The sequence below is a fragment of the Streptomyces sp. NPDC031100 genome (genome assembly GCF_055570785.1).
The window spans coordinates 41,011-67,214 of the sequence record NZ_JBVIGN010000013.1; the positions used below are offsets into that span (position 1 = coordinate 41,011).

At 71.9% G+C, this 26,204-nt stretch carries 29 protein-coding genes and 1 pseudogene; 18 read left to right on the forward strand and 12 right to left on the reverse strand.

Annotation, left to right across the window (positions count from 1 at the left end; translation table 11 throughout):
• Positions 1–25: 25 nt before the first annotated feature.
• Positions 26–1,357 (forward strand): aminotransferase class I/II-fold pyridoxal phosphate-dependent enzyme, encoded by a 1,332-nt coding sequence (locus ACZ5DS_RS31870; RefSeq protein WP_468245392.1) that lies wholly within the window; start codon positions 26–28, stop codon positions 1,355–1,357.
• A 30-nt stretch (positions 1,358–1,387) separates the two neighbouring features.
• On the opposite strand, the gene ACZ5DS_RS31875 is transcribed toward ACZ5DS_RS31870, so the two are convergent.
• The gene (locus ACZ5DS_RS31875; protein ID WP_468245394.1) at positions 1,388–2,329 is read right to left on the reverse strand and encodes a DMT family transporter; all 942 of its coding nucleotides are present in this window, start codon (positions 2,327–2,329) and stop codon (positions 1,388–1,390) included.
• Between the two features lie 74 nt (positions 2,330–2,403).
• On the opposite strand from ACZ5DS_RS31875, the gene ACZ5DS_RS31880 reads away from it, so the two are divergent.
• Positions 2,404–3,306 (forward strand): LysR family transcriptional regulator, encoded by a 903-nt coding sequence (locus ACZ5DS_RS31880; protein ID WP_468245395.1) that lies wholly within the window; start codon positions 2,404–2,406, stop codon positions 3,304–3,306.
• 94 nt (positions 3,307–3,400) lie between these two features.
• Here ACZ5DS_RS31880 and ACZ5DS_RS31885 read toward each other — a convergent pair whose 3' ends face one another.
• Entirely contained in the window at positions 3,401–3,868 is a 468-nt protein-coding gene (locus ACZ5DS_RS31885; protein WP_468245398.1) for a pyridoxamine 5'-phosphate oxidase family protein, read from the reverse strand.
• 180 nt (positions 3,869–4,048) lie between these two features.
• Here ACZ5DS_RS31885 and ACZ5DS_RS31890 point away from each other — a divergent pair, with 180 nt between their 5' ends.
• Entirely contained in the window at positions 4,049–4,693 is a 645-nt protein-coding gene (locus ACZ5DS_RS31890; protein WP_468245399.1) for a cysteine hydrolase family protein, read from the forward strand.
• Positions 4,694–4,699: 6 nt separating this feature from the next.
• Here the strand turns inward: ACZ5DS_RS31890 and ACZ5DS_RS31895 are convergent, their stop codons facing one another.
• Complete coding sequence (locus ACZ5DS_RS31895) at positions 4,700–5,203, reverse strand: Rieske (2Fe-2S) protein (RefSeq protein WP_468245402.1); 504 nt, start codon at positions 5,201–5,203, stop codon at positions 4,700–4,702.
• Positions 5,204–5,374: 171 nt separating this feature from the next.
• Between ACZ5DS_RS31895 and ACZ5DS_RS31900 the strand changes: the two genes are divergently transcribed.
• From ACZ5DS_RS31900 to ACZ5DS_RS31930, 7 genes are all read left to right on the forward strand, one after another.
• A complete protein-coding gene (locus ACZ5DS_RS31900) occupies positions 5,375–6,139 on the forward strand; it encodes a HipA family kinase (RefSeq protein ID WP_468245404.1) in 765 nt (254 codons plus the stop codon).
• On the forward strand, positions 6,136–6,585 hold the full coding sequence (locus ACZ5DS_RS31905; protein ID WP_468245405.1) for a DUF3037 domain-containing protein: 450 nt from the start codon (positions 6,136–6,138) through the stop codon (positions 6,583–6,585). Before ACZ5DS_RS31900 ends, ACZ5DS_RS31905 begins: the two co-directional genes overlap by 4 nt.
• Before the next feature lie 148 nt (positions 6,586–6,733).
• The gene (gene fabG / locus ACZ5DS_RS31910) at positions 6,734–7,495 is read left to right on the forward strand and encodes a 3-oxoacyl-ACP reductase FabG (protein WP_468245407.1); all 762 of its coding nucleotides are present in this window, start codon (positions 6,734–6,736) and stop codon (positions 7,493–7,495) included.
• A gap of 29 nt (positions 7,496–7,524) precedes the next feature.
• Positions 7,525–8,289, forward strand: coding sequence for an SDR family oxidoreductase (locus ACZ5DS_RS31915; protein WP_468245410.1), 765 nt, complete (start codon positions 7,525–7,527; stop codon positions 8,287–8,289).
• A 189-nt stretch (positions 8,290–8,478) separates the two neighbouring features.
• Positions 8,479–10,056 (forward strand): ABC transporter substrate-binding protein, encoded by a 1,578-nt coding sequence (locus ACZ5DS_RS31920; RefSeq protein WP_468245411.1) that lies wholly within the window; start codon positions 8,479–8,481, stop codon positions 10,054–10,056.
• Positions 10,057–10,138: 82 nt separating this feature from the next.
• Entirely contained in the window at positions 10,139–10,822 is a 684-nt protein-coding gene (locus ACZ5DS_RS31925; protein WP_468245414.1) for a uracil-DNA glycosylase, read from the forward strand.
• Positions 10,823–10,935: 113 nt separating this feature from the next.
• Positions 10,936–11,457 (forward strand): hypothetical protein, encoded by a 522-nt coding sequence (locus ACZ5DS_RS31930; protein WP_468245416.1) that lies wholly within the window; start codon positions 10,936–10,938, stop codon positions 11,455–11,457.
• A gap of 94 nt (positions 11,458–11,551) precedes the next feature.
• Here ACZ5DS_RS31930 and ACZ5DS_RS31935 read toward each other — a convergent pair whose 3' ends face one another.
• The 3 genes from ACZ5DS_RS31935 to ACZ5DS_RS31945 all read right to left on the reverse strand — a co-directional run bounded on the left by ACZ5DS_RS31935 (position 11,552) and on the right by ACZ5DS_RS31945 (position 13,314).
• On the reverse strand, positions 11,552–12,022 hold the full coding sequence (locus ACZ5DS_RS31935) for a hypothetical protein (RefSeq protein ID WP_468245419.1): 471 nt from the start codon (positions 12,020–12,022) through the stop codon (positions 11,552–11,554).
• Between the two features lie 115 nt (positions 12,023–12,137).
• Positions 12,138–12,650 (reverse strand): DinB family protein, encoded by a 513-nt coding sequence (locus ACZ5DS_RS31940; RefSeq protein WP_468245420.1) that lies wholly within the window; start codon positions 12,648–12,650, stop codon positions 12,138–12,140.
• Positions 12,651–12,693: 43 nt separating this feature from the next.
• On the reverse strand, positions 12,694–13,314 hold the full coding sequence (locus ACZ5DS_RS31945) for a TetR/AcrR family transcriptional regulator (RefSeq protein WP_468245423.1): 621 nt from the start codon (positions 13,312–13,314) through the stop codon (positions 12,694–12,696).
• On the opposite strand from ACZ5DS_RS31945, the pseudogene ACZ5DS_RS31950 reads away from it, so the two are divergent.
• A pseudogene (locus ACZ5DS_RS31950) lies at positions 13,264–14,416 on the forward strand (FAD-dependent monooxygenase). The gene ACZ5DS_RS31945 and the pseudogene ACZ5DS_RS31950 sit on opposite strands and share 51 nt — an antisense overlap.
• A 10-nt stretch (positions 14,417–14,426) precedes the next feature.
• Positions 14,427–15,338, forward strand: a complete 912-nt coding sequence (locus ACZ5DS_RS31955; RefSeq protein ID WP_468245425.1) for a Gfo/Idh/MocA family protein — start codon at positions 14,427–14,429, stop codon at positions 15,336–15,338.
• Here the strand turns inward: ACZ5DS_RS31955 and lnt are convergent.
• Together lnt and ACZ5DS_RS31965 are read right to left on the reverse strand one after the other, a co-directional pair.
• Positions 15,256–16,839, reverse strand: coding sequence for an apolipoprotein N-acyltransferase (gene lnt, locus ACZ5DS_RS31960; protein WP_468245427.1), 1,584 nt, complete (start codon positions 16,837–16,839; stop codon positions 15,256–15,258). The genes ACZ5DS_RS31955 and lnt overlap by 83 nt on opposite strands.
• Before the next feature lie 77 nt (positions 16,840–16,916).
• Positions 16,917–17,399, reverse strand: a complete 483-nt coding sequence (locus ACZ5DS_RS31965) for a nuclear transport factor 2 family protein (protein WP_468245431.1) — start codon at positions 17,397–17,399, stop codon at positions 16,917–16,919.
• A gap of 130 nt (positions 17,400–17,529) precedes the next feature.
• On the opposite strand from ACZ5DS_RS31965, the gene ACZ5DS_RS31970 reads away from it, so the two are divergent.
• Together ACZ5DS_RS31970 and ACZ5DS_RS31975 are read left to right on the forward strand one after the other, a co-directional pair.
• The gene (locus ACZ5DS_RS31970) at positions 17,530–17,937 is read left to right on the forward strand and encodes an SSI family serine proteinase inhibitor (RefSeq protein WP_468245433.1); all 408 of its coding nucleotides are present in this window, start codon (positions 17,530–17,532) and stop codon (positions 17,935–17,937) included.
• A 96-nt stretch (positions 17,938–18,033) separates the two neighbouring features.
• Positions 18,034–19,623, forward strand: coding sequence for a multicopper oxidase family protein (locus tag ACZ5DS_RS31975; protein ID WP_468245436.1), 1,590 nt, complete (start codon positions 18,034–18,036; stop codon positions 19,621–19,623).
• Positions 19,624–19,841: 218 nt separating this feature from the next.
• On the opposite strand, the gene ACZ5DS_RS31980 is transcribed toward ACZ5DS_RS31975, so the two are convergent.
• From ACZ5DS_RS31980 to ACZ5DS_RS31990, 3 genes are all read right to left on the reverse strand, one after another.
• Positions 19,842–20,021 carry a hypothetical protein gene (locus ACZ5DS_RS31980; RefSeq protein ID WP_468245438.1) on the reverse strand — a complete coding sequence of 60 codons (180 nt, stop codon included), beginning with the start codon at positions 20,019–20,021 and terminating at the stop codon, positions 19,842–19,844.
• Positions 20,022–20,089: 68 nt separating this feature from the next.
• A complete protein-coding gene (locus ACZ5DS_RS31985) occupies positions 20,090–20,425 on the reverse strand; it encodes a hypothetical protein (protein ID WP_468245441.1) in 336 nt (111 codons plus the stop codon).
• 108 nt (positions 20,426–20,533) lie between these two features.
• A complete protein-coding gene (locus ACZ5DS_RS31990; protein ID WP_468245443.1) occupies positions 20,534–21,409 on the reverse strand; it encodes an undecaprenyl-diphosphate phosphatase in 876 nt (291 codons plus the stop codon).
• A gap of 222 nt (positions 21,410–21,631) precedes the next feature.
• On the opposite strand from ACZ5DS_RS31990, the gene ACZ5DS_RS31995 reads away from it, so the two are divergent.
• Genes ACZ5DS_RS31995 through ACZ5DS_RS32005 form a run of 3 tightly spaced genes read left to right on the forward strand, consistent with a single transcriptional unit; the run spans position 21,632 to position 24,440 of the window.
• Positions 21,632–22,792: a Gfo/Idh/MocA family protein gene (locus ACZ5DS_RS31995; RefSeq protein WP_468245446.1), complete on the forward strand. Its 1,161-nt coding sequence runs from the start codon at positions 21,632–21,634 to the stop codon at positions 22,790–22,792.
• Positions 22,789–23,718: a DUF6807 domain-containing protein gene (locus tag ACZ5DS_RS32000; RefSeq protein WP_468245448.1), complete on the forward strand. Its 930-nt coding sequence runs from the start codon at positions 22,789–22,791 to the stop codon at positions 23,716–23,718. Before ACZ5DS_RS31995 ends, ACZ5DS_RS32000 begins: the two co-directional genes overlap by 4 nt.
• Entirely contained in the window at positions 23,712–24,440 is a 729-nt protein-coding gene (locus tag ACZ5DS_RS32005) for a cupin domain-containing protein (RefSeq protein WP_468245450.1), read from the forward strand. The genes ACZ5DS_RS32000 and ACZ5DS_RS32005 overlap by 7 nt, the downstream gene beginning before the upstream one ends.
• Here ACZ5DS_RS32005 and ACZ5DS_RS32010 read toward each other — a convergent pair.
• Positions 24,437–24,907: a winged helix-turn-helix transcriptional regulator gene (locus ACZ5DS_RS32010; RefSeq protein ID WP_468245453.1), complete on the reverse strand. Its 471-nt coding sequence runs from the start codon at positions 24,905–24,907 to the stop codon at positions 24,437–24,439. The two genes, ACZ5DS_RS32005 and ACZ5DS_RS32010, sit on opposite strands and share 4 nt — an antisense overlap.
• Positions 24,908–25,030: 123 nt before the next feature.
• Between ACZ5DS_RS32010 and ACZ5DS_RS32015 the strand changes: the two genes are divergently transcribed.
• Entirely contained in the window at positions 25,031–26,200 is a 1,170-nt protein-coding gene (locus tag ACZ5DS_RS32015) for a thiolase family protein (RefSeq protein ID WP_468245455.1), read from the forward strand.
• The last annotated feature ends 4 nt before the right edge of the window (positions 26,201–26,204 follow it).

The following is a 26,204-nucleotide window of genomic DNA, read 5'->3' on the forward strand; positions in this document are numbered from 1 at the left end:
ATTGTACTAGTGCATAATTGCTTTTGTGCTAGGAGAGTATCCGATTCAGGGGCAGGGTGCAGCCGAGATCGCGGCCAGTGTCGAGCGCGCGGTCGGCACCGGCGAGCTGGAACCGGGCCAACCGCTGCCCCCCATGCGGGAGTTGGCGTCGCGGCTCGGGGTGAACCCGAACACGGTCGCGGCCGCGTATCGCACCCTGCGCGAGCGCGGGGTGATCGAGACCGCCGGGCGCCGGGGCAGCCGGGTCAGGCCCAAGCCGGCCACGACGGCGCGCGAGCAGATGCGGGTGGAGGTGCCGGAGGGTGTGCGGAACGTGTCCGACGGCAACCCGGACCCCGCGCTGCTGCCACGCCTCGCGGAGGCGTTCGCGGCGGCCGCCGCGCAGAACGACCGGGAACCCGTGCTGTACGGACACGACCCCATGGAGCCGGAGCTGGCGCGCCGTGCCCGCGCGGACCTGGACGCCGACGGAGTGCCGGACGGCCCCGTCGCCGTGGCCTCCGGCTCCCTGGACGCCGTCGAGCGGGTCCTCATGGCGCACCTCAAGCCGGGCGACCAGGTGGCGGTGGAGGACCCGGGCTGGGGCAGCCTGCTGGATCTGATCCCGGCGCTCGGGTTGCGCACGACGCCCGTCGGCGTCGACGACGAGGGGCCGCGCCCCGACGACGTCCGCCGCGCGCTGCAGTCCGGGGCGCGTGCCGTGATCGTCACGGACCGGGCCCAGAACCCGACCGGCGCCGCGGTCGGCGCCCCACGCGCACGCGCGCTGCGGTCGGTGCTCCGGGAGTACCCCGAGACGCTGTTGATCGAGGACGACCACGGCCACGGCATCGTCGATGTGCCGCTGCACCCGCTCGCCGGGGTCACCCGCCACTGGGTCTTCGTACGGTCCGTCGCCAAGGCCTGGGGCCCCGACCTGCGGCTGGCGGTGTTCACCGGGGACGCCGTCACGCTCGACCGGGTGCGCGGGCGGCAGCGGCTGGGCCCTGGCTGGGTGAGCCGGCTCCTCCAGCGGGCCGTCGTGCGGCTGTGGTGCGACGGCGCGGTGGACACGCGCGAGGTGGCGGCCTCGTACGGCGCCCGCCGCGACGCCCTGATCAAGGCGCTGGCCGAGCGCGGGGTGGCGGCACATGGACGCGGCGGCATGAACGTGTGGGTACCGGTCCCCGACGAGACGGGCGTGGTGGCCCGACTGCTGCACGCGGGCTGGGCGGTCGCTCCGGGGGCCCGCTTCCGCCTGAACGCTCCGCCCGGGATCCGCATCACGATCTCGACGCTGGCTCCGGAGGAGACCGTTCCGCTGGCGGAAGCGGTGGCGGCAGCGGTCGGCCCGGTACCGATCAGGACGTATGTGTAGCGAAGGCCCCCAACCCCAGCGCCCTGCTCCTCAGGCCTTCTTCTTGACCTGGGTGAGCGCGGCCCCCGCCAGAACGATCACGGCCCCCACCGGCGTGGTCCACCGCAGCGACTCCCCGAGAATCGCGACACCCGCAGCCGTGGCGATGACCGGAACGAAATAGGTGACCATCTGTGCCGTGGTGGGTCCGACTTCAGCGACCAGCCCGTACTGAACGAGCATCGCCAGCCCGGTCCCCAGGGCCCCCAGCGCGGCGATCGCCAGGAGTGGACCGACTGAGAGGCGGGTCGGGAAGGAAGTGAACAGCGGGGTGACAACGGCCAGTTGAACCGTCGCCGACAGCAGTTGCGCGCCGGTCATCGCCAGATGCGAGTTCCCCGTCCCCGCCAACGTCCGCCGCACATAGACCCAGCCGACCGGATAGCTCAGCGAAGCAAGCAGCGCCATCGCGGTGCCTGGGGCATCCAGCCCGTTGAACCCCTGCCAAGCTCCCAGCACCGTCAGCACCCCGAGAAATCCAAGGCCGAGGCCGGCGAAGCGCACGCGTGTCGGCCGGTCCTCGGAGAGCGCGACCAGGGAGAGGGCCATGCCCCACAACGGCGAGGTGGCGTTGCAGATACCGGCCAGCGTGGACGGGATGGTCAGCTCCGCGTAGGCGAAGAGGGAGAACGGCAGGGCGTTCAGGAAGAACGCGGCGACCGCCATATGGGCCCAGACGCGCGTCCCTCGCGGCAGCCGCTCCCGTTTCACGGCCATCGCCGCCGCCAGTACCGCCGTACCGAAGACCAGCCGGCCCAGCGTGACCTGGAAGGGTGCGTAGCCCCCCGTGCCCACCTTGATCAGCAGAAAGCTGAAGCCCCAGATCAGGGAGAGGAGGCCGAAGCGCAGCCGCCAGTCGAGGCGGGGACGGGGGCGGACAGGGGCGGAGGCAGGCGTGGGGGACTGGGTGCCGGGTGTGGTGACCGTGCTCATGACGTCAACGATGCTGGAGGCAACCTCGTAGCACAATCGAGACTTCTCTATCAGTACCTCGTAGGATTGCTTACATGTTGAACCTGGAGCGCCTGCGCACCCTCGACGCCCTCGCCCGGCACGGCTCGGTCAGCGGCGCCGCCGACGCACTGCACGTCACCACGTCCGCGGTCTCTCAGCAGCTGGGCAAGCTGGAGCGGGAGGTGGGCCAGCAGCTGCTGGCCAAGAACGGGCGGGGTGTGCGGCTCACGGACGCCGGGCGGCTGCTGTCCGAGCATGCGGCCCGCATCCTCTCGCAGGTCGAACTCGCGCAGTCCGATCTGGAGGCGCACCGGGGCCAGGTCGTCGGCGAACTGCGCCTCTCGGCGTTCCCGACCGCCGCCCGCGGCCTGTTCCCGGTCTCGCTCGGCACCCTGCGCGCCCAGCACCCGGGGCTGCGCGTGCGCTCCAGCGAACTGGAACCTGAGCAGGGCATCGCCGGTGTCGTGCGCGGCGACCTCGATCTCGCGGTCGTCCTCGACTGGTACAACAAGCCGATGCCCGTGCCCGAAGGCCTGGTCAAGGCCCCTCTGCTGGACGATCCGGCCGATGTCGCCCTGCCCGTCGGGCACCCGCTCGCGGACCGCGACGAGGTGGACCTCGCCGAGTTCGCGGAGGACGAGTGGATCACCTGGGGCGAGGGCGAGTTCTGTCACGAGTGGCTGATGTTCACGCTGCGCTCGAAGGGGATCGAGCCGATCGTCGGCCACCGCGCGCGCGAGACCCACACCCAACTCGGCCTGGTCGCCGCCGGGTTGGGAGTGTGCATCGCACCGCTGCTGGGCCGCCACCCGGTGCCGCCGGGCATCGTCATGATCCCGCTCAAGCAGCGGGTGCGCAGGCATGTGTACGTCGTCTGGCGCGCGGACGCGGACCGCCGCCCGTCGATCCGCGCGGCGGTCGAGGCCCTGCGGGCGTCGGCGCGGCAGCTCGGCTGAGTGCCGCGGTCTCCGTCTGCCCAGGCGCCTGATCCGCACCGCCCGCCCCGCAGGCCCGCCGTCTTCGACCCGGGAACTACGGGGACGGGAGCGGCTAGCCCCCGAGCTTCCGGAAGTCCCAGGACACGATCTTCTTCGGGGTCAGCCGCACCCAGGCGTGCCGGCCGTCGTGCGGCATCTCGTCCAGGCCGAAGTTCTTGCGTGCGAACAGCGTCTCCGCCGTGTCGAGTTCGGCGCACAGCTCTCCGACGCGCGGCGCCTCGCCGACGAACTCCACCCGCCCGGACAGCTCGACTCCGCGCAACTGGTCGTACTCCTCGCCGGAGTCGACCACGACCGCCACCCGCGGGTCGCGGCGCAGCTGGGTCCAGCGCCTGCTGCGCACCACCGAGTACAGCCACAGCGAGGTGCCGTCCCAGGCGAACCACAGCGCGCTGACGTGCGGAGCGCCGTCCGCCGAGACGGTCGCGACCCGGCAGGTGCGCTGGGTGGTCAGGAACTCGTCCAGCTCACCGGGCGTCATCATGATCTTGCGGCCCCGGCGCTGCTGAGTGACGGTCATACGGCCCCCTCTTCTCTCACGTCGTGCCAGAGGAACGTCCTTGCTGCGGTGATCCTCTGACATCACGTCAGAAAAGGGAATGGGTCGTCCGCCGTCCCCGCGCCGCCTTCCCCCGTGTCTTCCCCTCGCGGCCGGAGGTGGTTACTCTCACCGCCCCGCACCCCGGCGAAGGGAGGCGCCATGCCGTCGTCCGAAGAGCTGCGCGAACTGCTCGATCCCGCGAGCACGGTCCTGCTGACCGTGGAGTGCCAGCAGGGGGTGGTCGGACCGGACAGCGCGCTGCCCGAACTCGCCCGCGAGGCCCGCTCCTCCGGCGCCCTGCACAACGTGGCCCGCCTGGTCGCCGCCGCGCACGACACCGGGGTGCAGGTGATCCACGCCGTCGCCGAGCGCCGCCCGGACGGCCGCGGCGCGAGCCGCAACGCCCGCCTCTTCCGCGCCGCCGAGCGGCTGCCCGTCCAGCAGCTGACCGGTACCACCGCGGTGCGCGTGGCGCCCCCGATCGAGGTCACCGAGGAGGACTTCGTCGTACGACGGCTGCACGGCCTGTCGCCGATCCAGGGCACCGACGTCGATGCCCTGCTGCGCAACCTCGGCTGCCGCACCCTGATCGTCACCGGCGTCTCGGCCAACGTGGCGGTGCCCAACGCGGTGTTCGACGCCGTCAACCGCGGCTACACCGCCGTCGTCCCGGCCGACGCCATTGCGGGCGTACCCTCCGACTACACGCCCACGATGATCCGCAACACCCTCGCCCTGGTCGCCACGATCACCTCCACGGACGAGGTCCTCGGCTGCTTCAAGCGGCCGCGCCGACGGGCGTGACCCGGCTCAGGCCAGGGTGATCTGGTCGCCGGAGACAGCGATCTTCGCGGCGGGCAGCGGCTGGGTCGCGGGGCCCTGCTTCACACTGCCGTCCTCGACGGAGAAGTGGCTGTTGTGACACGGGCAGACGATCACGCCGCCCGCGACGCTGCCCACCGCGCAGCCCTGGTGGGTGCACTTCGAGGAGAACGCCTTGTAGGTGCCCGACGTGGGCTGCGTGACCACCACACCCTGGTCCTTGAAGATCTTGCCGCCGCCCTCCGGGATGTCCGAGGTCTTGGCGAGGGCTGTGCCGCCGCCCGAGCCACCCGTGGCCGAGGAGCCGGTCGAGCCGGTAGACCCGGTGGACCCGGTCGTGCCGGACGAGCCGGACCCGGTGTCGACGGTGTTCGACGAGTCGTCGCCGGAACCGCAGGCGGTCAGCGCGGCGGCGAGCCCGGCCGCTCCGGCTGCCGCCATGACGGTACGACGGCCCGGTCCCGCTGCGGGCTTGAGCGATGCGCTGGTCATGTGGGCGTTCCCTTCCGCGGAGTCCTTCGTGATCCGTCCAGGGGTACGGGCCTGGGCCACGACCTGTTCAGACGGCACCCGGATCCTTGCGCCGCGGACATGAGGCGGCCGTAAACCACGGCTGTCGAGAAGCTGTCGGCGACTCCGCCGCCGCCCCAGTAGCCTGGGGCGATGCTCAAGGAAGTCACCGCGACCCGCTACATCACGCCCTTGCGCGAGGGCGGCTCGCTGCCGGGGCTCGTCGAGGCCGACGACTTCGGGACGTACGTCACGAAGTTCACCGGCGCCGGACAGGGCCGCAAGACACTGGTCGCCGAGGTCGTGTGCGGCGAACTGGCCCGCCGGCTCGGATTCCGGATGCCCCGCCTGGTCACCGTCCAGCTGGACTCGGTCCTCGGGCTCGGCGAGCCCGAGCAGCAGGTGCAGGAGCTGCTCCGGTCCAGCGGCGGCACCAACCTCGGCATGGACTTCCTCTCCGGCGCCCTCGGCTACGACCCGCTCGCCTTCCCGGTGAGCCCCGGGGAGGCCGGGCGGATCGTCTGGTTCGACGCGCTGATCAACAACGTGGACCGCTCCTGGCGCAACCCCAACCTCCTCGTGCACCGCGGCGAGCTGTGGCTCATCGACCACGGCGCCACGATGATCTGGCACCACAACTGGCCCGCCGCCGAGGCCTCCGCGGCCCGCCCCTACGACGCCTGCGACCACGCCCTGGCCCGGTTCGACCCGGACGTGACCGCCGCCGCGGCCGCGCTCGCCCCGCGGGTCACCGAGGACCTGCTCGCCGAGGTCACCGCCGAGATCCCGGACGCCTGGCTGGCCGACGAGCCCGGCTTCGACACCCCGGACGACCTGCGCAGGGCCTACGCGCGGCCCCTGCTCGCCCGCGCGGCCGTCATCGCCGAGCGCATCACCGGCATCGAGGAGGGCAAGTGAGCGAGACCCACATCCACATGGCCGGTCACGTGACCGAGCGCCACATCACCCGGGCGGGCCAGGGCGGCGACCGGGACGTGTTCGAGTACGCCCTGCTGAGGGTCGTGCCCCGCGTCGAGCGCGGCGAGTGCATCAACGCCGGCATCGCCCTCTACTGCCGCGCCCAGGGCTACGTCGGCGCCCGCACCCACCTCGACGAGGCCCGGCTGCTCGCCCTCGACCCGGACGCCGACGTGGCCGGGGTGCGGGCCGCGCTCGGCGCGATCGAGCGCCACTGCGCGGGCGGGGACGAGGCCGGACAGGCGTCCGGCGACGACGCGGGGCGCCGCTTCCGCTGGCTGATCGCGCCCCGCTCCACCATCGTGCAGCCCGGACCCGTGCACACCGGCCTGACCACCGATCCGGCGGCCGAAACGGAGCGCCTGCTGGACCTCCTGGTGAGGTAATGGATCACACGCACCCGGTGTCCCGTTGACACCGGGTGCCAGGGCTTCTAGCGTCACGGGTGCTGAAGGTACTAAGCGGTCGCTCACCGCATCAGACAGGCTCCCTCAAGAGCCAGACAGGTTCTCTCAAGGGCGAGGAGAAGCAGCAATGTCCACCACTGAACAGCGGGTCGCGATCGTCACCGGCGCGGCGCGCGGCATCGGCGCCGCCACCGCCGTACGACTGGCCGCCGAGGGTCGCGCGGTCGCCGTGATCGACCTGGACGAGGCCGCCTGCAAGGACACCGTCGAGAAGATCACCGCGGCGGGCGGCAAGGCCATCGCGGTCGGCGCGGACGTCTCCGACGAGGCGCAGGTCGAGGCGGCCGTCGCCCGGATCGCCGAGGAGCTGGGCGCTCCGACCATCCTGGTCAACAACGCGGGCGTGCTGCGCGACAACCTGCTGTTCAAGATGAGCGTCTCGGACTGGGACACCGTCATGAACGTCCACCTGCGCGGCTCGTTCCTGATGACCAAGGCCGTCCAGAAGCACATGGTCGACGCGGGCTTCGGCCGGATCGTCAACCTCTCCTCCTCCTCGGCCCTCGGCAACCGCGGCCAGGCCAACTACTCCGCCGCCAAGGCCGGCCTGCAGGGCTTCACCAAGACCCTCGCCATCGAACTGGGCAAGTTCGGCGTCACCGCCAACGCCGTCGCCCCCGGCTTCATCGCCACCGAGATGACCAAGGCCACGGCCGAGCGCGTCAGCATGGGCTTCGAGGACTTCAAGAAGGCCGCCGCCACCCAGATCCCGGTGCAGCGCGTCGGCGAGCCCGAGGACATCGCCAACGCCATCGCCTTCTTCACCGGCGAGGCGGCCGGCTTCGTCTCCGGCCAGGTGCTGTACGTCGCCGGCGGACCGCTGGACTAGGGCATTCAGGGACATTGGGGAACACGGACATGACTGAACTTCCGGAGCTTTCCGGCAAGGTCGCACTCGTCACCGGCGCGAGCCGCGGCATCGGCTACGGAGTCGCCGAGGCGCTGGTCGCCCGCGGTGACCGCGTGTGCATCACCGGTCGCAACGAGGACGCCCTGAAGGAGGCCGTCGAGCAGCTCGGCGCGGAGCGGGTCATCGGCGTCGCCGGCAAGGCCCACGACCTCGACCACCAGACCGAGGCCGTCGGGCGCGCCATGGAGGCCTTCGGCCGCGTCGACTTCCTGGTCAACAACGCCGGCACCAACCCGGTCTTCGGGCCCATCGCCGACCTCGACCTGGACGTCGCACGCAAGGTGTTCGAGACCAACGTGATCTCGGCCCTCGGCTTCGCCCAGAAGACCTGGCACGCCTGGCAGAAGGACAACGGCGGCGCGATCGTCAACATCGCCTCGATCGCGGGCCTCGCGCCCTCGCCGTTCATCGGCGCCTACGGCGTCAGCAAGGCCGCGATGATCAACCTGACCCAGCAGCTGGCGCACGAGTTCGCGCCCGGGGTGCGGGTCAACGCGATCGCCCCGGCCGTCGTGAAGACCAAGTTCGCCCAGGCCCTGTACGAGGGGCGGGAGGCGGAGGCGGCCGCGGCCTACCCGCTCGGCCGGCTCGGGGTGCCCTCCGACATCGGCGGGGCGGCCGCGTTCCTCACCTCCGAGCAGTCCGACTGGATCACCGGCCAGACGCTCGTGGTGGACGGCGGCATCTTCCTCAACGCCGGCGTGGGTGCCTGACCCGCTCCACCAGGTCGTCTCTTTCGGGCGCCGTTTCCCAGCGGAACGGCGCCCGAAACGCGTTCCACCGTCCGCAGAGCGGAATGACAACGTCGTCATAGCACAATCGATCAAGGAGGCCTGTCCCGGGGGCGGTTCAGAGCGGTATGGTCTGCCGACCCTTGGTATGGCAGATCGAGGAGCGTGCGCGTGTTCAACCGGAACCGATTCCTGCGGAGAGTCGCGGCGATCGCGTCCATATCCCTGGTGGCCGGCTGCAGCCTGCTGTCCGACGGCGATCCCGACAGCAAGGGACCGATCGTCGTGGGCACCACCAGCGCCCCCAGCACGCTGGACCCGGCCGGTGCCTGGGACGGCTCCTGGGAGCTGTACCGGAACATCTACCAGACGCTCCTCGCCTACCCGAACGGTGCCACCACCCCCCAGCCCGACGCCGCCGAGAGCTGCTCCTTCACCGACTCCGGCAGCCGCACCTACCGCTGCAAGCTGCGCGCGGGCATGAAGTTCGCCGACGGCGACCCGCTGAACGCCGAGGCCGTCCAGCACTCCATCAACCGCATCCGCACCATCGACGCCCCCGGCGGGCCCGCCGGGCTGCTCGGCAGCCTGGACAGGGTGGACACGGTCGGCGACCGCGAGGTGGTCTTCCACCTGAACCAGTCCGACGCCACCTTCCCGTTCGTGCTGGCCACCCCGGCGATGTCGATCGTCGACCCCGACGACTACCCCGCGAACTCCCTGCGCAAGGACGACAGGGTCTTCGGCTCCGGGCCGTACCAGCTGCAGTCCTACGAAGAGGACAAAGAGGCCGTCCTGGTCCAGAACGACCACTACGAGGGCTTCGCCGAGCGGAAGAACAAGGAGGTGACCATCCGCTACTTCCAGGACTCGTCCAGCATGGTCAAGGCGCTGCGCGACAAGCAGATCGACGTCACCTACCGCGGCCTGGCCGCCGACGACATCATCGAGCTGCAGCGACAGGGCAACTCCGACCTGCAGCTGGTGGACGGCGCGGGCACGGACATCAGCTACCTGGTGTTCAACCCCAAGGACCCGTGGGCCAAGCAGCCTGCCGTCCGCAAGGCGATCGCCCAGGTCGTCGACCGCGGCGCGATCGCGCACAAGGTCTACAAGGACACCGTGGACCCGCTGTACTCCATGGTCCCCAAGGGCCTGACCGCGCACACCACGGCCTTCTTCGACGACTTCGGCGACCCGAGCGTCGCCAAGGCCCGCAAGCTCCTCCGGGACGCGGGCATCACCCAGCGCGTCCCGCTCACCCTCTGGTACACCACCGACCGCTACGGCTCTGAGACGGCCGTGATGTTCCGGGAGCTGAAGCGGCAGCTGGAGGACTCCGGCCTGTTCACGATCACCCTGAAGAGCCGCCCCTGGAAGACCTACGTGGTCGGCTACCAGAAGGGCGAGTACCCGGTCTTCGGCCGCGGCTGGTTCCCGGACTTCCCCGACGCGGACAACTTCATCGCGCCGTTCGTCGGCGAGCACAACGCGCTCGGCACGCCCTACCCGTCCAAGGAGATCACCAACGTGCTGCTGCCCCGCTCGCGCGGCCAGAGCGACCGGGGCAAGGTGGTCAAGGACCTGGAGGCGGCCCAGCAGATCATGGTGAACGACGCCCGGCTGCTCCCGCTGTGGCAGGGGCGGCAGTTCGTGGCGGCCAACGACGACATCTCGGGCGGCGAGCGGGCCCTCGACCCGTCGACGATCATGATGATGTGGGAGCTGCACCGCAAGACCAGCTGGTGATTCCGCCGCGCGGCACCGGTTGTCAGTGGTCGCCTGTAGGTTCTGAGATCTGCAAGTGACCGCACATCGTGAGGACGTTGACGTGACCGACACCGCCATGCTGCCCGAGTCCTGGCGCGGGGTTCTGGGTGACGAGCTGCAGCAGCCCTACTTCAAGGAGCTGACCGAGTTCGTCGAGGAGGAGCGGGCGAAGGGTCCCGTGTACCCGCCGCGCGAGGAGGTCTTCGCCGCCCTGGCGGCGACGCCGTACGAGAAGGTCAAGGTCCTCATCCTCGGCCAGGACCCGTACCACGGCGAGGGCCAGGGCCACGGCCTGTGCTTCTCGGTCCGCCCGGGCGTGAGGACCCCGCCCTCCCTGCGGAACATCTACAAGGAGATGCACGAGGAGCTCGGCCTGCCCATCCCGGACAACGGCTATCTGATGCCGTGGGCCGAGCAGGGCGTGCTGCTGCTCAACGCGGTGCTCACCGTCCGGGCCGGCGAGGCCAACTCGCACAAGGGCAAGGGCTGGGAGAAGTTCACGGACGCCGTCATCCGCGCGGTGGCCTCCCGGCCCGACCCGGCGGTCTTCGTGCTCTGGGGCAACTACGCGCAGAAGAAGCTCCCGCTGATCGACGAGAGCCGGCACGTCGTGGTCAAGGGCGCGCACCCCTCGCCGCTGTCCGCCAAGAAGTTCTTCGGCTCCCGCCCGTTCACGCAGATCAACGAGGCGATCGCCGCGCAGGGCCACGAGGCGGTCGACTGGACCATCCCGAACCTGGGCTGACCGGCCCGCAGGCGGCCCCGTGTCGTGGGCCGCCTGCCCGGGATTGCCGCTGCCGCCCGTTAGCGTCGGGACAGGCAGCTGACCAGACAGCCGACGACGGCTCGGAGGACGTGGTGGCGGAGCGACAGGAGCAGACGGCGCCGGATGCCGTGCTGACGCGGATCGGGCAGGTCGTGATGCTGCATCACGGCGGCGACCGCGAGGAGGCCAGGCGCCGCTTCCTCCAGCTGTGGACGGAGATCGGCGAGCACGGCGCCCCGCTGCACCGCTGCACCCTCGCCCACTACCTGGCCGACACCCAGGACGACCCGTCCGTCGAACTGGCCTGGGACCTCAGGGCGTTGTCGGCGGCGGAGGAGCTGGCGGACGGCCGCGGCGCCGGCGACCCGGTGAGCGTCCGCGGGTTCTTCCCCTCCCTGCACCTCAACCTGGCCGCCGACTACGTGAAGCTGGGCCACGCCGAGGCCGCCCGCAGCCATCTGCGCCGGGCCCGCCGCGCCGCCGACTCCCTGTCCGACGACGGCTACGGCGACGGAGTGCGGGCGGCGATCAGCCGCCTGGAGCTGCGCCTGGGCGAGGACGGCCCCCCGGGCGGCGACTCCTGGGGCCCGCCGCGACAGCGGCCGAGCGGCTAGGTGTATCGACCCGCGGCGTTGTTCACGCGGGTGGTGGCCGGCCGGCCGCCGAGTGTGGTGTGGCACCTGGCGGGCGCATACTGGAACGGCCCGGTCAGTGGCCGTACGTCTGGTCGCAGATCACCGCCTCGGGGCTGTCCTGGCGCCAGCCGCCGTACTGCCTGCCGAGGGCGCAGACGTCCGGGGTCTGCGGGACCTGCTGCGACACGTCCGGGACGTCGACGCGCGGCGCGCGGGGGTCCGGGTGCAGGTGCGGCCGGGGGTGTGCGGGCGACGCCGGCTGCTGGCGGGCGACCGGGGGCGGTGCCGGTGTGCGGTGCGGGACCGTCCGCCCGGCGCGGTGCGGGTGCTCGGACGGGCCGACCATCTCCAGCGCCTCCCGCACCGGCGCCTGTACCACCCGCGGCTCCGGGCTGCCGTCCGGCCGCGGCGCCGAGGGCTGCGTGGGCGCGGTGTCCGGCAGGGGCCCGGGGGCGCTCGCCGGGCGCGGTACCGTCACACAGCCGGCGAGGGCCGAGACGGCCACGGTGGCCAGGAGCGCTGCGGTGGTCGTCGTTCGATGCACCCGCGCAACTCTGCTGGGTCGGCCACCGGCTTGGCACCGTGCACCGAAGGTTGATGCCCCCGCACGGGTGATCTCGTGCCCCCTGCGGGGGATTTTCAGGCGCCGAGGGTGACGTTCAGTCGCCGGTGGCGCCGTCGATCCGCTCGCGGACGAGGTCGGCGTGGCCGTTGTGCCGGGCGTACTCCTCGATCATGTGCGTGTAGATCCAGCGGAGGCTGAACGGTTCCTCGGTGAACCGGCTCGTGCCCCGGGAGAGGTCGTCGAGCCCGAAGCCGGCCGCGTTGCGCCGGGCCGTCTCGATCTCCGCCTGCCAGGTGGCGTACGCCTCCTCCCAGGTGTCCGACTCGGTGAGGTGGAACTCGCCGTCCCGGTCCTCGTCGGTGTAGTAGATCGGGCCGGGGTCGTCGCCCACCAGGACCTTGCGGAACCAGCCTCGCTCCACCTCGGCCATGTGCCGCACCAGGCCCATGAGGGACAGCTCGGACGGCGGCACGGACGCGGTCCGCAGCTGTTCGTCGGACAGGCCCTCGCACTTCCACGCCAGGGTCTGGCGGTGGTAGTCCAACCACCCCTCCAGCATGGCGCGTTCACCGGCGTTCTGGGCGGGCTCATGGCGTTCGGTCGTCATCCCCGCATCCTCGCAACACCGCGCTCGCCGGCACCAGCCCTTTTCAACGGCCCAGCATTCCCGCCAGCAGCTCCCGCAGCCCCTTGCGCACCTCCTCCAGGCTCGGCACCTCTGTGCTGAAGGACCCGGCCGCGCACGAGAACATCAGCCCGTCCGCCCACGCGACGAGCGACAGCACGTGCCGGGCCGGGTCAGGCGAGCCGACGGCGGTGAGCATCGCGGCCAGCTGCTCCTTGAAGACGGCGCCGGTCGCGTCGTAGAAGGCCCGCAGTCCGGGGCGGCGGGTGGCCTCCAGAGCCAATTCGTAGCGGGGGATCAGCAGGTCGCCGCCCCGGGTGAGGGAGCGGTGCACGGCCAGGGCCAGCCCCTCGGCCAGCGCGTCGAGCCCGCCGCTCGGGTCCGGCATCTCCTCCAGCGCGAGCACCCGTGCCTCCCGTTCGGCGTGCCGCCGCACCGAAAGTTCCAGCAGCGCCTGCCGGGTGCGCGCCACGTTCGAGGTCGAGCCCTGCGGCAGCCCGGCCGCCTCGTCCACCGCCCGGTGCGTCAGCCCGCGCATCCCGCGCTCGGCGAGCAGAGCGAGGGCGGTGTCGGCCACGAGGTCGGCGCGCGCGCGATCGTCATCGGCGGCGGAATCGGCGGCCTGGCCGCCGCCGCGGCCCTGCACCGGCGGGGCTGGGACGTCACCGTGCTGGAGCGGGCCCGCTCGCTGGAGCCGGTGGGTGCGGCCATCTCGCTCGCCCCGAACGCCCTGCGCGCCCTGGACGTCCTCGGCATCGGCGACGAGATCCGGGACCTCGCCGCCTGGCAGGGCGACGGCGGCCTGCGCACGCCCGGCGGGCGCCGGCTGTCCCGCTCCAGCGCCGAGGCCGCCACCGCCCGCTTCGGCGCCTCGCTCGTCCTATTGCCCCGCACCACCCTCGTCGACCGCCTCGCCGCCCTGCTCCCGTCCGGCGCCGTCCGCACGGCGGCCCCGGCGACCCTCGCCGACCCGGGAGACAGCGCCCGCCCGGCCCGGGTGACCATGGGCGAGGAGGAGCTGGAGGCCGACCTGGTGGTCGGCGCGGACGGCATCAACTCCCGGGTCCGGAGCGTGCTGTTCCCGTCCCACCCGGGGCCGGTGTACGCCGGGTTCACCACCTGGCGCGTCCTGATCCCCGTGCCGGAGCCGAGTTCGCCTCCCACGAGACCTGGGGCCGGGGCCGTATCTGGGGCACCCACCCGGTCAAGGACGGCCGGGTCTACGCCTACGCGGCCGCCATGACCCCGGCGGGGGAGCGCGCCCCCGACGGCGAGCGGGCCGAACTCCGGCGCCGGTTCGGAGACTGGCACGACCCGGTCCCCGCCGTCATCGCCGCCGTCCGCCCCGAGGACGTGCTCCGCCACGACGTCCGCCACATCGCCGAGCCGCTGCCGGCCTACCACTCGGGCCGGGTCGCCCTCCTCGGCGACGCCGCCCACGCCATGCCGCCGACCCTCGGCCAGGGCGGCAACCAGGCCATCGAGGACGCCGTGGTCCTGGGCCACCTGCCGAGGACCTCGCGGCCTACACCGCCGCCCGGCTTCCCCGTACGACCGCGATCGCCCGCCAGGCCGTCAAGGTGGCCCGCCTCAACATGGCCCGGAGCCGCGCCGTCGTCGCCGTACGCGACAGCGCGGTCGCCGCCCTGTCCACGGCCGGTCCGGCGCTGTTCCTGCGGAGCTTCGACGGCATCGCAGACTGGCGGCCCCCGTATGCTTCCGAGGAGGCACACGCAGGCAAGCGGTAGGGGAGAGCACGTGAAGGTCGGCTGCATCGGACTCGGGGACATCGCGCAGAAGGCCTACCTGCCGGTGCTGAGCACGCAGCCGGAGATCGACCTCCACCTGCAGACCCGCACGCCCGCCACCCTCGCCCGGGTCGCGGACGCGCTCCACCTGCCCGAGGACCGGCGGCACACGACCCTCGACTCCCTGCTCGACGCGGGCCTCGACGCCGCCTTCGTGCACGCGCCCACCCACGTCCACCCGCAGATCGTCACCCGGCTGCTCGAAGCGGGCGTCCCCACCTACGTGGACAAGCCGCTCGCCTACGAACTCGCCGACTCCGAACGCCTGGTGGCCCTCGCCGAGCAGCGCGACGTCTCGCTCTTCGTCGGCTTCAACCGGCGCTACGCCCCCTCGTACGCGCAGTGCCGGGACCATCCGCGCGAGCTGATCCTCATGCAGAAGAACCGGATCGGGCTGCCCGAGGAACCGCGCTCGATGATCCTGGACGACTTCATCCACGTCGTGGACACGCTGCGGTTCCTGGTGCCGGGCCCGGTCGACGACGTGACCGTCCGCGCCCGCACCGAGGGCGGGCTGCTGCACCACGTCGTGCTCCAGCTCGCCGGGGACGGCTTCACCGCGCTCGGCGTGATGAACCGGCTCAGCGGCTCGGCCGAGGAGATCCTGGAGGTCTCCGGGCAGGACACCAAGCGTCAGGTCCTCAACCTCGCCGAGGTGATCGACCACAAGGGGCAGCCGACGGTGCGCCGGCGCGGCGACTGGGTGCCGGTGGCCCGGCAGCGCGGCATCGAGCAGGCGGTCCTCGCCTTCCTGGACGCCGTGCGCGCGGGCAAGGTGCTCAGCGCCCGTGACGCACTGGCCACCCATGAGCTGTGCGAGCGGGTCGTGCGAGCGGTTCTGGATCCGAGCGGCGCAGCCTGATCGCCCGTACCCCCTCGGTCGCGCAGAGTGCGGCCAGCACCAGCAGCGCGCCGTGCACCGGCCAGTCGCCGAAGCGGACGTACGGCGTGACACCGTGCGCGAGCGGTACGTCGTACACGTGCGTGGTGCTCGCGTCGGTGCCGAGCCAGGGCCCGAGGCGCTGTCCGCTCGGGCCGTAGACGGCGGAGACGCCGGTCAGCGTGGCGTGCACCATCGGGCGGCCGGTCTCGGCGGCCCGCAGCGCGCCCAGCGAGGCGTGCTGCTCGGGAGCCCAGCTGCTCTGGAAGGTCGAGGTGGCGGACTGGCCGAGGAGCACGTCCGCGCCGTCCTCGGCGAGATGGCGGCTCATGTCCGGGAACGCGGTCTCGAAGCACACCAGTGGGCCGATCCGCAGGCCGTGTCCGACGTTCATCACGACCTGTTCCGTGCCGCGCCGCCGGTTCTCGCCGGCCGCCTTGCCGACCGAGGTGGCCCAGCCCAGCAGGGAGCGGGCCGGTATGTACTCGCCGAAGGGGATGAGCCGCATCTTGTCGTAGCGGTCGCCGGTCGGTCCGTGCGGGCCGATGAGCACCGAACTCTTGTAGATGCCGGGCCGGTCGGAGCGGCGGGCGTCCACGTTGACCAGCACGTCGGCGCCGGTCTGCCGGGACAGCGCGGCGATCCGCCGGGCCAGGCCGGGCCGGCGGCCGAGGTCGTAGCCGACGCTGGACTCGCCCCAGACGACCAGGTTGACGCCCTGCCCGGCGAGCTGCCGGGTCAGCTGCTCCTCGCGGTCGAACCGTTTCGCCGGGCTCCCCAGCCCGTCCACGATGCCCGGCTGGACGACGGCGATCCGCACGTGGCCGTCGACGTCCGGGCGGGGCGCCCACGCCCAGGCGGCCGAGGTCGCGGCGGCGGTGGCGACCAGCGAGGCCACCGCGGGCACCCGGGCCCCGCGCACGGACACCAGCACCGCGACCGCCACATTGACGGCCACCACCAGGAAACTGAGCAGCCACACCCCGCCCACCGAGGCCAGCCGCAGCGCCGGGTCCACCTGCCACTGGCTGGAACCGAGCATGCCCCAGGGGCCGCCGAGGCCCTGCCAGGAGCGGACCAGCTCCACCGCCAGCCACGCCGACGGCAGCACCAGCAGCGCGGCCGCGCCCCGCCGCAGCGACGGCACCCCGCCGAGGAACCTGCGGACCAGCCACCCCCACGGCATCCACAGCAGACTCAGCAGCCCGGCTATCAGGAAGATGAACACGTGCAGGCTCGGCAGCAGCCAGTGGTGCACGGCCACCATGAACCCGAAGCCGCCCCACCAGCCGTCGTACGCCGCCCGCCGCCCGGTCGGCGCCGAGCGCGCCAGCAGGATCCAGGGGACCAGGGCCACGTACGCGCACCACCACAGCGAGGGCGCCGGGAACGCGAGCACGGGAAGGGCGCCGGCGAGGGCGGCGAGGCCGGACCGTCGCCAGGAGGAGGTCAGCCGGCGGTCGATCGTCCTCGTCGTCCTCATGCGGCGTCTCCCTACCCCCGGGGCTGACTCCAGTGTGCGCGCCGGAAGCGATCTCCGACAGAGGGCACCGGGGCGGCTCAGTCGGGCACGGCCGAAGGGCTGCGCTCGGGCATCCGGCGCCACTTCTCGTGCACCACGACCTCGCGCAGCCGCCAGCCGTCCGGCGTGCGCAGCAGCCCGAAGTCGTACCGGCCGCCGCACACCAGGTCCGGCGCGCCACCGCCGCCGTCACCGGCGAACCGCATCGGGTTGAGGTAGTCGGCCCGCACCCGGGCGGTGTCCCCGGTGTCGTGGTCCAGGATCCCGAACCGCAGCCGCCGGTTGACGATCAGATGCTGCCGCATTCCGAACAGCTCCAGGTTGTCGGCGAGCCACCCGGCAATCCGGCCGGCCTCGCCCTCGATGCCACCGGCCGAACGGTAGTCGGCCCGCCCGTCCGCCGTGAACAGCCGCCGGTACGCCGCCCAGTCACCGTCGTCCACCGCCACGGCGTACTCGGTGACCAGCTCGTCCACGGCCAGCCGGTCCATCACGGTAGCCAGTTCCACACGCTGAGTCATCGGCCAAGTGTTGGCCACCGGCGGCGAGGTGCCAAGAGGCGTGCCGGATATTCGGCGGAGCGGGGTACGGCCGGCGTCCTCGGATTCGCCAAGCCGGTGACCGGGAGGCGGAAAGATCGTTTGCCTTGGCGTGAACAGGAAGACCGCTGCCGCCTTGATCGCTTCGCTCCTCCTTGCGGGGCTGGGAACCAACTCCGCAGCCGCAACGGGAGGTGACGGTGAAACCAACGTACGGCTGACGATCACGCACCCCGGGCCCGGCGATGCGGCCCCGGCTGCGTCGTCCACGCGCACGGTCGTGCTCGCGTGCGACCCCCCGAGTGGCCACCACCCCAAGGCAGCCCAGGCCTGCAAGGACCTGGATGCATCCAGGGGACGCCTCGAGCGGCGGGCCTACGACACGACGTGCATCTTGCTCTACGATCCGGTCATCGCACAGGCGGAGGGGCGCTGGCACGGACAGCCCGTCAGCTTCAAGCGCAGCTACGGCAACGACTGTGAACTCCACGCCCGTACGGGCACTGTCTTCGACTTCTGAAGCGCCGCCCGCCAACTGGGGCACCGGAGGCCGACATCACCGACGCGCGCGTCGTATTTCCCCCCAAATCGCCGCAAAATGTGTCTTATTACAGCCATGCACACACCATCGCGGCGTACCTTGCTCCGTGCCCCGCTCGCTGCCGCCGGCGCGGGACTCCTGCCTGCCCGTACCGACTTCGTCCTCCGCCCCGACCACCGCCCCGAGCAGACCCCGCTCGGCGAGGCCGGATCCGTCGCCCCGGGGGCCGGAGAATACGTCGACCCGTCGGGTCCGGAGGTCCTTGCCGCCGAGCGCAGACGCGGTTCCGGCCCGGTGCGCAGGTTCGGGTTCACCGCCACCGAGTCCACGCTGGACCTGGGCGGGCGGATCGTCCGGAGCTGGGCCTACGACCAGACGCTGCCCGGTCCGGTGGTCCGCGTCACCGCCGGTGACATCATGAGCCTCACCCTCGCCAACCGCCTGCCGGCCGCCACCACGCTCCACGCGCACGGAGTGCGGCTGCGCTGCGACATGGACGGCGCCCCCGGCGTGACACAGAACGCCATCCGCCCTGGGGCCGACTTCACCTACCGCTTCGCCGTCTCCTACCCGGGCACGTATCTCCTCCACTCCCATGTCGGACTCCAGCCCGACCGTGCGCTGTACGCCCCGCTCATCGTCGACGACCCCCGCGAACCCCTCTCCTACGACAAGGAATGGATCGTCGTCCTGGACGACTGGGTCGACGGCGTGAACGGCTCCACCCCGGAGCGCGTACTCGACCAACTCCAGCCCGGCACCGGCACCTCCATGGCGGGCGGCGGCATGGCCATGGGTCCCCGACGCGGTCGCCTGCCGGCCGGCCCCTCCCGCGTGCTGCGCACCTCCCGCAGCCGCCTGCTCGAGAGCGCCGGGGGCAGTGTGGCCTACCCGTACTACCTTGCCAACGGCCGACTGCCGCTCAATCCCCCGGTGTTCCGGTGCCGCCCCGGCGACCGCATCCGGCTGCGCATCATCAACGCAGGCTCCGAGACCGCCTTCCGGGTGGCGCTGGGCGACCACACCATGACCGTCACGCACACCGACGGCTATCCCGTGGAGCACACGGAGACCGACGCCCTCCTCGTCGGCATGGCCGAGCGCTACGACGTCCTGGTCACCGCCGAGGACGGCATCTTCCCCCTCGTCGCACTCGCCGAGGGCAAGAACGGCCAGGCCCTCGCCGTGCTGCGCACCGACAGGGGAAGGAGCATTCCCGGGCGCAACGTCCGCCCCGACGAACTCGACGGGCGGGTCGTGCCCGCGCATCGCCTCGTACCCGACGAGTCCGTGGCGCTGGACGACCGCGCACCCGACCGCGAGCTGCGCATCAGGCTCACCGGCGGCATGCAGAGGTTCGACTGGGGCTTCGACCACCAGCTGTACGACCCCCGCAGGCGCCACCCGGTGCGCGCCGGTGAACGGGTACGGCTCACCCTCATCAACGCCACCGACATGTGGCACCCCCTGCACCTGCACGGCCACACGTTCGCGATGACCGGCCTCGACGCCGTCGGCGCCCGCAAGGACACCGCGCTGGTGCTGCCCCACCGCAAACTCGTCGTCGACTTCGACGCCGACAACCCGGGCCTGTGGATGCTCCACTGCCACAACCAGTACCACTCGGAGAGCGGCATGATGACCATCCTCGGGTACCGCAAGTGACCGGGTGATCCAGAAGACAGGGGGGCCATGCCGCGCCCCTGTTTCAGCCGGCTGCAGCCCCGTTCCACCATGGTGCGCCGCCTGCAGACCTGCCGGCCGAGGGCCGGCCGCCGCAACCGCCGCGCCGAAGGCGGTTACGGACCTGGCCGGCCCGCTCGCACTCCGGCCGCCGGCCACCCCGGCCGCCACGAACTCCAGGCTCGCCGCCAACTCCCGGCTCAGGCCGCCTCGATGATCTCTCCGCGGATTGCCTCCGCCCACTCGACCACCAACAGCTCGTACTCCGCGCGCTCCTGGGCCGACAGGGTGCCGCCCGCACGCAGCCACAGTGCCCGGATCTGCTCGTTCACCTCGGCAGCAGAGCGCACGGAACCAGGGGGTGGGGAATCGGGGGACATGCGGAACAGCCTAGGGGCAAGAACTGACACTGCGCTACCGAGTGGCTACGCAGAACGTATGGGGTTGGTCACCGCGGGCGCCGGCCGCGTCCTCGGTCGATCCAGACCAGAACGCATATGCCCTGCAGGGCCGCCGCGCGGAAGGAGGCGCGGGTGGTGGTGAAATGCCGGACCAGATGGGCCCGTACGTCCCCGGAGAAGCCCCCGAATCCGCAGGCCACGGCCGCTTCGGCGGAGTCCGCGGGCAGTTCGGCGAGGACCTCGTCCAGTCCATGCCGTCCAGCGCGCGAGAGATGTCCGAAACGGAGGCGGGGGCCCAGGAGTCGGGGTGGCCCGCCGAAGCCGTCGTAGAAGTCGGGGTGGTCGAGGAGGCCGATGTTCCCGCCGGGATCGCCGTTGATCACCCGCTCCAGCCGGGCGATCAGGCGGGGGTCGGGGTCGGGGACACGATCACGGCAGTAGCGGAGGAGCGAACTGCCGGGTGAGCGCCATGCGATCGGTCCCCGGACCGGTCAGCTCGCCGACTCCGCCGCGTGCGGGTTCAGGACGCCCGCCGTCACCAGTGCGATGATGGCGATGCCGAGGGCGATGCGGTACCAGACGAACGGCATGAAGCTCTTGTTGGAGATCCACTTCATGAACCATGCGATGACCGCGTATCCGGACGCGAACGCGATCACCGTCGCGAACAGGGTCGGGCCCCACGCCACATGGCCGTTGCCCAGCGAGTCCTTCACTTCGAAGACGCCGGACGCCAGGACCGCCGGGATGGCCAGCAGGAAGGAGTAACGGGCCGCTGCCTCGCGCTTGTAGCCCATGAACAGGCCGCCGCTGATGGTGGCGCCGGAGCGGGAGACGCCCGGGATGAGGGCGCACGCCTGGCAGAGGCCGTAGATCAGGCCGTCCTTGACGCCGAGGTTCTCCAGGGTCTTGCGCTGCTTGGGCGCCCGGTGCCGGCCGCCGGTCTCGTCGCGGGCCGCCAACCGGTCGGCGATGCCGATCACCACGCCGACGACGATGAGCATCGTGGCGGTGACCCGCAGATCACGGAACGGCCCCTCGATCGCGTCCTTGAGCGTCACGCCGAGCACGCCGATCGGAATCGAGCCCACGATCACCAGCCAGCCCATCTGGGCGTCGTGGTCGTGTCTCCTCGTCCTGTCGAACAGGGACCGGAACCAGGCCGAGATGATCCGCCCGATGTCCTTGCGGAAGTAGATGAGGACCGCCGTCTCCGTGCCGATCTGGGTGATCGCCGTGAAGGCGGCCCCTGGGTCCTTCCAGCCCGAGAAGGCCGCGGTCAGCCGCAGATGGGCGCTGGAGGACACGGGGAGGAACTCGGTCAGCCCCTGGACGAGTCCGAGGACGAGGGATTCAAACCAAGACATGGAGGTGAGGCGTCCAAGCGCTGATGGGAATACGTGGTGATCATGTGACGAAGGCAGCGTAGCGGGCCCGGGGAACCGGCAGGCACACGGGTTCCGCAGACGGCGCTCCGATGGTGTTGACCTTGCCCGTCGCGGCCGCTTACGTTGCAGCGCAGGGGAAAGCGCTTGCTGCATCCGCCGCACCGCGCCGCCGCCGTCCCCGGAGGAGTGCTGAACCCGTCCATGCCCCCTTCTTCCCTCCCTCCTGCCTCCACCCCTCCGTTCGCCGGCCGGCGCATCCGGGCCGCCGTCGTCGGAACCGGCGCCATCGGGCGCGGATCCCATCTGCCCGCGCTCGCCCGGCTCGCCGCAGAGGGCGAGACCGAGATCGTGGCCGCCGTCGACATCGACAAGGACGCCGTGGAGACGTTCTGCGCCGAGGCCGGCATCCCGCACGCCTGCACCGACCTGGATCTGATGCTCGCCGAACAGCGGCCCGACCTGGTCACCATCTGCACCCCGCCGACGCTGCACCGTGCGCAGACGGTGGCCGCACTGCGTGCCGGGGCCTGGGTGTGGTGCGAGAAGCCGCCGGTGCCCTCGCTCGCCGACTTCGACGCGATCGAAGCGGAGGAGGGTGCCGACGGCGGGCCGTACGCCTCGATCGTCTTCCAGCACCGCTTCGGCTCCGGATCCCGGCATGTACGGCGGCTGCTCGCCGAGCGGGCGATGGGGCGCCCGCTGGTGGCCCACTGCCAGACCACCTGGTACCGGGACAACGCTTACTACGCCGTGCCCTGGCGGGGCCGCTGGCACACCGAGGGCGGCGGACCCGCCATGGGGCACGGCATCCACCAGATGGATCTGCTGCTGGACCTGCTCGGCCCGTGGAGCGAGGTGCGGGCGATGGCCGGCCGGCTGGTGCACGACGTGGAGACCGAGGACGTCTCCACCGCGCTGGTCCGGTTCGAACACGGCGCGCTGGCGACCGTCGTCAACAGCGTGCTGAGCCCCGACGAGGTCAGCCGCATCCGCATCGACTGCGAACGCGCCACGGTCGAGCTGACCCACCTGTACGGGCACGCCAACGACAACTGGCGCATCATCCCGGCCCCGGACGTGCCGTCCGAACAGGTCGCCGCCTGGCGGGACTTCGGGCCCGACGTACCCAGCAGTCACCTCGAACAGCTGCGGGAGCTGATCGCGAGCATGCGCGCCGGAGAGCGGCCGCGCAGCAGCGGGGCGGACGGGCGGACCAGCCTGGAGCTGATCACCGCGCTGTACAAGTCGGCCTTCACCGACACGACCGTACGGGCGGGCGAGATCGGACCCGGCGACCCGTACTACACGGCGCTGCACGGCGGCGCGCCCGGCTGGGTACCCGCCGAGGAGGTCCCCGCATGAGCGGCGGGCTGCGTCTCGTCCACGCCCACGGCGACCGGATCACGGTGACCGAACCGGCCACCGGCGTCGAGCTGTTCGCCTACGTCTACCGCCCCGAGGCGGCCTGGGAGGCGCCCAAGCCCTACCTGCACCCGGTCCGTACCCTCGCCGGTCACCTCGTCACCGACTACCGGCCCAACGACCACCGCTGGCACAAGGGGCTGTCGCTGACCGCCTCGCACCTGTCCGGCGCCAATCTGTGGGGCGGCAACAGCTATGTGCACGGCCAGGGGTACCTCGAACTCCGCGAGCGGGTCGGCTCGATGCGGCACGCCGGCTTCGACGAGGTCGCGGCCGCCGAGGGCCGTGCGGTCGTCGACGAGCGGCTGACCTGGCATCCGTACGACGGTGCGCTGTGGGCACAGGAGGAGCGGCGGATCGAGGTCCACGACGTCGACCCCGGGTCGGGTTCCTGGGCGCTGACCTGGACCAGTGCCGTCACCAACCGGCGCGACGAGCCGCTGCGCTTCGGCAGCCCGACCACGGCCGGGCGTGAACTCGCCGGGTACACCGGCCTGTTCTGGCGCGGTCCGCGCGCCTTCCGGGACGGGCGGATCATCGGGCCGGACGGGGAGGGCCCCGGGCTGATGGGCACCCAGGCGCCCTGGCTCGCCTTCAGCGGCGAGCACGACGGCGCCGACGGCCGTGCGACCCTCGTCTTCGAGCACGCGCCCGAGAACGACCACGCGGGCACCCGAGGCACCCACCCGGCCCACTGGTTCGTCCGCAACGACCCGTTCGCCGCGGTCGCCCCCTCCTGGTCCTTCTTCGAAGAGCTGGAGCTCGCCCCCGGCGACACACTGCACCGGCGCTACCGGGTCGTCGTGGCCGACGGGGCCTGGCAGCGAGATGACGTGGCCGCCTATCTGGAGGCGCATCCGTGGTGAGTGCCGGGGACTTCACGGGCCTGCCGGGCGGGGTCGCCGTCTCGCGGCTGTGCGTCTACGACTGGCCCGCCGCCGACGGGCTCCGCGGCGGAACTCCCCATCTGCACCTGGCCTGTTCGGAGGCGTACGTCGTCACGGGCGGGACGGGTGCCGTCCAGACGCTGACGGTGTCCGGGTACGAGGTCACGCCCCTGGAGGCGGGCACGGTCGCCTGGTTCACGCCGGGCACCGTCCACCGGCTGGTGAACCAGGAGGACCTGCGCATCACCGTCCTCATGCAGAACAGCGGGCTGCCCGAGGCCGGCGACGCGGTGCTCACGCTGCCCCCGGAGTACCTGACCGACCCGGAGACGTACGCCGCCGCGACCACCGTCCCGGCCGACGCGCCCGAGGCGGAGCGCGAGCGGATCGCCCGTACCCGGCGTGACCTGGCCCTGGAGGGCTACCGCGCGCTGCGTGAGGCCTCCGGCCCCGAGCCGCTGGCCGCCTTCCACCGGGCCGCCGTCGCGCTCGTACGGCCACGGATCGCCGAGTGGCGCGAGCGGTGGCGGCGAGGTGCCCGGGCCGCCGCCGAGACCACCGGCGCCCATCTTGACCGGCTCGGACGGGGTGACGCCGCGCACCTGGCAGCGGCCCGGGTGCACGCCCAACACCCCTCGGAGCGCGGGAAGTTCGGCATGTGCGGACGGCTGGACGTGTATCTGGAGCAGCCTGCGGGCTAGGCGGCCGTCGGCCCCGACAAGGTCCACCCCGGGGCCTGGGGGTGGGCCGTCAGGTCCTCGTGTCGTACCGGGGCACCGCAGGCGCTGCAGGTGACCTGGGGGACCAGTTCGTTGCCGCAGACGTGCTCGACGACCATGGGCAGGTCGGCGCCCTGGCGGAGATGGCGGTCGCCCCACTCCTTGAGGGTCATCAGGACCGGCTCCAGCTCCAGCCCCGCCTGAGTGGCCCGGTACTCGAAGCGCTGCGGGCGCTCGCTGTAGGCGTGCTTGGTGAGGACCCCGGTGTCCACGAGCCGGCGCAGCCGGGTGGCCAGGACGTCGCGCGGGGCGCCGATGTTGCGCACCAGCTGGTCGAAGCGGCCGTTGCCCAGGCACACCTCCCGCAGGACGAGCAGGGAGTACTTCTCGCCGACCAGCGCGAGGGCGTCGGCGATGGAGCAGGGGCGCGGGTCTTTCGTGGCGGCCATGGGATTCAGTCTAGAGGAGGGTTTGATTTTCCAACTCACCGAGTTATGGTGAGTTTGAATTTCCTACTCACCAGTAATCGATCTCACCGGTAATCGATCCGGCCATCGCGGGAGGCCCGCACCATGCGAGACGCAGTCATCGTCGAAGCCGTACGCACCCCCATCGGCAAGGGCAAGCCGAACGGCTCCCTCGCCCACGTCCACCCCGTGCAGCTCCTCGCCCACACCCTGCGCACCCTCGTCGAGCGCTCCGGCGTCGACCCCGCGCTGATCGACGACGTCATCGGCGGCACCGTCGACCAGGTCGGCGAGCAGGCCATGAACACCACCCGGTACGCAGTCCTCGCGGCCGGCCTTCCCGAGTCGGTGCCGGCGACCACCGTGGACCGCCAGTGCGGCTCCTCCCAGCAGGCCGTGCACTTCGCCGCACAGGGCGTCATCTCGGGCGCCTACGACCTCGTCGTCGCCTGCGGAGTGGAGTCGATGAGCCGGGTGCCGATGTGGTCCAACGTGCCGGCCGGCAAGGACCCCTTCGGCCCGGGCGTCGCCGAGCGCTACCCCGAGGGCCTGCTCCCGCAGGGCATCAGCGCCGAACTGATCGCCGCCAAGTGGTCCCTCACGCGCGCGCGGATGGACGAGTTCGCGGTCTCCTCGCACCACAAGGCCGCCGCCGCGTGGCAGGCCGGCCTCTTCGACGCCGAGGTCGCACCGCTGGACGGCGTCGCCCGCGACGAGTGCGTACGGCCCGGCAGCACCCCCGAGATCCTCGCCGACCTCAAGCCCGCCTACTACGACCCCGGCTTCGCCGAGCGCTTCCCGCAGATCGAGTGGAACATCACCGCGGGCAACGCGAGCCCCGTCAACGACGGCGCCTCCGCCGTGCTGATCACCTCCAGCGAGACCGCGGCCCGGCTCGGCCTGCGCCCGCTCGCCCGCCTGCACAGCTTCGCCGTCACCGGCTCCGACCCGCTGCTGATGCTCACCGGCGTCATCCCGGCGACGGAGAAGGTCCTGCGCCGGGCGGGGCTGACCCTCGACGACATCGACCTCGTCGAGATCAACGAGGCCTTCTCCAGCGTGGTCCTCGCCTGGCAGCAGGAGACCGGCGCCGACCTCACCAAGGTCAACGTGCACGGCGGCGCCATCGCCCTCGGCCACCCGCTGGGCGCCAGCGGCACCCGCCTGACCACCACCCTGGTCCACGCGATGCGCGAGCGCGGCGCCCGCTACGCCCTGCAGACCATGTGCGAGGCGGGCGGCCTCGCGAACGCGATGATCCTGGAAGGGGTCTGACGGA